At 63.7% G+C, this 4,723-nt stretch carries 2 protein-coding genes and 1 pseudogene; 1 reads left to right on the top strand and 2 read right to left on the bottom strand.

Translation table 11 applies throughout. The annotated features are described in order from the left end of the window. The first annotated feature begins 337 nt into the window (after nt 1–337). Nucleotides 338–1,564 (top strand): GAF domain-containing sensor histidine kinase, encoded by a 1,227-nt coding sequence (locus RIN13_RS20235; protein ID WP_309109106.1) that lies wholly within the window; start codon nt 338–340, stop codon nt 1,562–1,564. Nucleotides 1,565–1,860: 296 nt separating this feature from the next. Here RIN13_RS20235 and RIN13_RS20230 read toward each other — a convergent pair whose 3' ends face one another. Next, entirely contained in the window at nt 1,861–3,186 is a 1,326-nt protein-coding gene (locus RIN13_RS20230) for a serine hydrolase (protein ID WP_309109105.1), read from the bottom strand. An 857-nt stretch (nt 3,187–4,043) separates the two neighbouring features. Further along, nucleotides 4,044–4,723, bottom strand: a pseudogene (locus RIN13_RS20225) (FAD-binding monooxygenase); the annotation flags it as partial.

Raw genomic sequence — 4,723 nt, 5'->3', positions numbered from 1 at the left:
ATGAGGATGGTCGAAGCCGTTCATCATGGCAGCACGTGTGCTGGGTATGGTTCCGCTTGGATTGCGATGCCCGCCGCCATCGGCGGGCAGCAGGCACCGCGGACAGCACTTATTCGAAGCACCCTGCATATCGGATGGGTTGCGCAGCCTCGGAACCCTGAAACTGCTCCGGAACTTACCATCGCTCTCGCAAATACTGGACGGCCGCGCTCCGACGGGCCAGAGGCGGGGATCGCTACGCTCCCCGCCCGGGCCGGCGCCGCCGTTTCATTCCGCGATGCCCAATGGATCGGGGCGGGTATGATCGCGGAGGGCATCACAATAGACCGGGGGTTTCATGGCAGGGGCAGCAGAACGGCTGATATTCAATGATGACGTCAGCCGGGACCTTGAACTGCTGGAGTACGGACTCGATCCGTCCCTTGACTCACCGTTGCTGCCCAACGCCGCCGTAATGACTGCGCTGCAGAACCTGGTCCGGCTGGCCACCCAGCTCTGCGGTGCGCCGTTCGGTGTCGTCAACATCATCAGCGCCGGGCACCAGCACCAGATTGGGGCATGGGGCGTGGATCCCGGGGTTTGCTCCCGCGAGGATTCAATGTGCGCCAAAGTCTTCCTGTCCCGGGAAAAGACCGTAGTTCCCGATGCCTCCCAGGATCCCCGTTTCGCCAGCAGCCCTTTTGTCACCGGTGAGATCGGCAGGGTCCGTTTCTACGCCTCAGTTCCGCTGGAAGCGGCCTCCGGATTCGTGCCCGGCACGTTGTGTGTCTTCTCGGAAACTGCCCAGGTGCTCAGCCCCGGACAGGTGGACATGCTGGAGGTCCTCGCCAAGCAGGTCGTGGAGCTGTTGGAGCTCCAGCACCGGACGGCCCAGCTCGACAGGACACACGCCGAGCTGAAGGAAAGCAACGCCCGGCTCGCCGCATTCGCCGGCCGTGTCAGCCATGACCTGCGCACCCCGTTGACCACGATGCTGGGCTATTTGGAACTGCTGCAGGACGACCCCAAGATCCAAACTGTCCCCGGTGCCGCCGATGACCTGGAGAAGATCGACGCGTCCGGGCGCCGCATGCTCGGGATGCTCGACGACGTCCTGAACTACTCCCGTATCGGTGGCGGCATCCAGCCCCAGTACGCATCGCTCCGGACGGCGGTCAGCGAAGCGATGTGGGATCTAGGGATGAATGACCAGAACATGGTGGAAGTACAGGACCTGACAGTCCACGCCGACCGGGGACAGCTGCGCACTTTACTGCAGAACCTGCTCTCCAATGCCAGGAACTACCCCAGCCCCCACCGGGACCTTCACATCCGTATCAGCGGCACCTCCAACTACCACGGTTCTACTGTCTTCATAGCGGACAACGGTAAGGGCATCGCCCCCGAAGACCGGGCGAAGGTCCTGGAGCCGCTGGTGCGGCTACACCGTGAAGGCGACGGCGCGGGCACAGGCCTGGGCCTGGCCACCTGCAGCAGCATCGCCAAAGCCCATGGCGGCGAGCTCACCCTTTCAGAAACTCCTGGAGGCGGAACCACCGTCGCGGTCAGCTTCCCTGCAGGCTAACCAGCCAAGCCTCCCGGTAGTCGAAGAGCCAGCAGACAAAAGGACACGGGGTTTTCACTCGGATAAAGCTCCCCCTGCATGTTTTCAAGGCCGATTCCTGCTCATAGCACCGTCCATGAAGACGCGGTCCAGAACCTGGCCTTCTAGTCAGCGTTTCTCGTGTGTTCCCGCGTGCACTTTGACGTTGCGAGCGGACGACGGCGGCTGGCACCGCGTGGTTGGGCTTGCTTTTCCTGCCCCCCGATCACACGGGCGCCTTCCCTGCGCTCGAGGCCAGGTGGGTGCCTGATGATTCCTTAGGACTTCGTGTTCGGCATGAACGCGCGACCGAGCGCTGCGGAGACGGCGATGAGGATTCGGCCTGCTGGGTCGATGCACGGCAGCTGTGTCGGGTTGCCCGGGAGAGTGGGCGACTGGGTGCAATTTCCGGAGAGGATGTCGCTGTTGGCCAGAATGGCCACGGTCGTGTCCGAACGGGTGTCGTAGTACAGGGCCGTGTTGAACCCGGGGATCTCGCCCGAATGCCCGAACCAGCCGTCGATGCAGCCGACGGCGAGTCCGTAACCTGCGGGACCAGGGATCGAGGCGAACCGCAGTGCCTGGGTCTCAGGGTCCAGGAGTCCTTGGCCGGTCCCGAGTGCCCGCCCGTAGGTGAGCATGTCTGCCGCCGTGGAGCTCAGCGCCCCGGCAGTCCAACCCCAGGAAGGGTTCCACGCAGTCGCGTCCTGCGGCGTCGTCTGCCCGTCCGGGAGCCCCTGAAGGGTGAGCCCGGTTGGGTGGGGGACAGGCAGTGCGCCGTCGCTCCCGGGCATTGACGTGCCGCTGAGGCTGAGGGGGTCAAAGATGTGGGTCTGGAGAGCATCGGCATAGGTGGTTCCGGTGACTTTTTCGATGAGCCTGCCCAGGATGAGGGTGTTGGTGTTGGAGTAGTCGAACTTCGCCCCGGGCTCGAACGGCCGGGGGAGGGCCAAACCCTTGGCGATGAGGTCGTCCGGGTTCCACTGCTTGGACGGGTTGGAAAAGATTTCCTGCTGGAAGGTGGGATCGATGGAGTAGCTGGCGATCCCGCTCGTCATGTTCAGCAGCATGCGGATTGTGACGTCATTCCCACGCGGAATGTCGGGGAGGTACTTCCCGATCGGGTCCTCAACCGAGAGCCTGCCTTCCTGAGCGAGTTGGAGGACAAGCGTGCCCGTGAACGTCTTGGTGACCGAGCCGATGCGCAGGTACATGTCCGGCGTCATGGGCGTGTCCGTGGCCTTGTCCGCGAGCCCGAGCGCCTTGATCCACGTGCCCTCGGGACTGCGGACCGCCACGATCGCGCCCGGGGAGGACGCATTCGAAAGCCCGTCCTGGGCCGCCTTGTCCAGTGCAGCCGCTGTGCCCGCAGGCATCGCCCCGGACGCTGCACTTGGCAGGACGCGGTCAATCACCGACGCGGGGTCCGCAACACATGCCGCCTCTAACGCCGGCGCCGATGATGTTGGTGGAGGTGTCACCGTGCCGCCCGCCGTCCCGGTCGGCGTGCTTCCTGGCTGCGCAGCTGTGCAGCCGCTTAGCGCCAGTGCCAACGTAACCGCCGACGCGGCTGCCGACGCCCTGGCCAACCATCCTCGTGCCATGTCCGACCCCTCCCGTAGCGGAGCGTCCGGAACGCCCCAACCATCCTGTTTAGCCTGACGACGGGGACCACCGACCCGGGTCCAGTTCAGCATCGCCACGCGGGTCCCCGACGAATCCTCCTCTAGGCCGTGGCGTCAAGGAACGCCCGGTCTTTGACCAACCGCGGTACAGATGCACTGGAAGCAAGTGCCGTTGAGACACAACCGCTTCTGCAGCCGGTTTCGGGGATGGTTAGCTGGGGGGCGACAACGACTGGGGAGTGAACCCTGTTCGCAGAGAGTTCATATCGCCGCCGACCCAGCTCCTGACAGCCCCGTGACCGAAGTTTCCACCATTCCCGATGCTGAGATTAAACCCGGCTCGTCATTCCGCTGTCACTAGGCCGGACTACCTAATTCCGCAGAGGGTAGCGCGGCCAGCAGGAAGGTCTCAACCGAACTACAGATGCACTCGAAAGTGTGGGCCGGCCGTCGGCGCCAGAAAAACCGGAGGCGGAGCACCCGCAGGCTACTTCTGGTTCAACGGCTGCTGCTTGCGGGCCTTCGGTTAAGACCGGGAAACGAAGCTGGTATTCGATCAGTTTGCGGGGTGCCGGGGATTGCTCCATGATTTGCAGTGGGCTTCTCTTTGTCCTTGTGAGGGGAGGATGTGAGTCTTCGCCTCGGGAGTAGCTGCTAGGGGGTGGGGCTGGCTCCCGGTCTCAGCACGTCTGGAGCCAGCACCCATTAAAACCTTTCGAGGTGTTTTAGCTTGCACGGGTCAGGTGCCACTGGCTGAACGTCCTCCGGACGGAGAAGTTTCAGGAACGGTCGGGTTCACGATGATGGCGATCGTCTGTAGGAGCAACCTCGCCGGCCTACTTGGATGTCCTGCCCAGGATCTGGCGGGCGACGATCCGGTCAATTCCCGGAAGGTGGCTTGCCCTTATGATCCATCTGCGCAGGAGTAGCTGGGTTTTGTTAGAGGGCAGGAACGATGATGCAGTGCGCCGCCCGGCGGCTTGGGCCACTTCCACCACGGGTCTCCAACGTCGCTCGAATGCGGTGAGCGCTGGGCGGATTCCTTCAGGTGAGGCGATGGGGCCGAGAAGATCACCCAGGAGAGCGGCACCGGCAATGGCGAGCGAGCCGCCCTGGCCGGCAAGGAGCGATACTGCTCCGGAGGCGTCTCCGACGAGAATAGTTCGATCACTTTGCCAGCACGGCATGACGATCTGCGCAACGACATCGTCGTACGGGTCCTCGGGGCACAGTTCCAGGAGGCGGTCGATCTCGCCACCGAGTCCGGTGAACTCCCGGCGCAGCCGCTGTCTGGCGCTCTCGGCCCGCAGATGCCCTGTGGCGCCCGGGGTATCCCTGTAGACCAGGAACGCCGCGACTTTATCTCCGCGGAGGCTGTAGAACCCGGCGATCCGGTCGATGCTGTCGGTGAGGACAAACCGGTTCTGAAAACGGGCATGCAGGAGCGGTTCGGTCACGATGAATGCAGCAGCACGCATGCCCAGTGGACGCAGGTAATCCTCATTGCCACCGAAGA

Origin of the sequence: Arthrobacter sp. (assembly GCF_031179985.1) — a bacterium.
Classification (GTDB): Bacteria; Actinomycetota; Actinomycetes; order Actinomycetales; family Micrococcaceae; genus Arthrobacter.
The sequence above is the reverse complement of the archived record's forward strand: the minus strand, read 5'-3'. Positions and strand labels throughout refer to the sequence as shown.

Bases quoted from the DNA above. Each gene is read 5' to 3' on its own strand.
- RIN13_RS20235 (WP_309109106.1), top strand. From the start codon at position 338: ATGGCAGGGGCAGCAGAACGGCTGATATTCAATGATGACGTCAGCCGG.
- RIN13_RS20230 (WP_309109105.1), bottom strand. From the start codon at position 3,186: ATGGCACGAGGATGGTTGGCCAGGGCGTCGGCAGCCGCGTCGGCGGTT.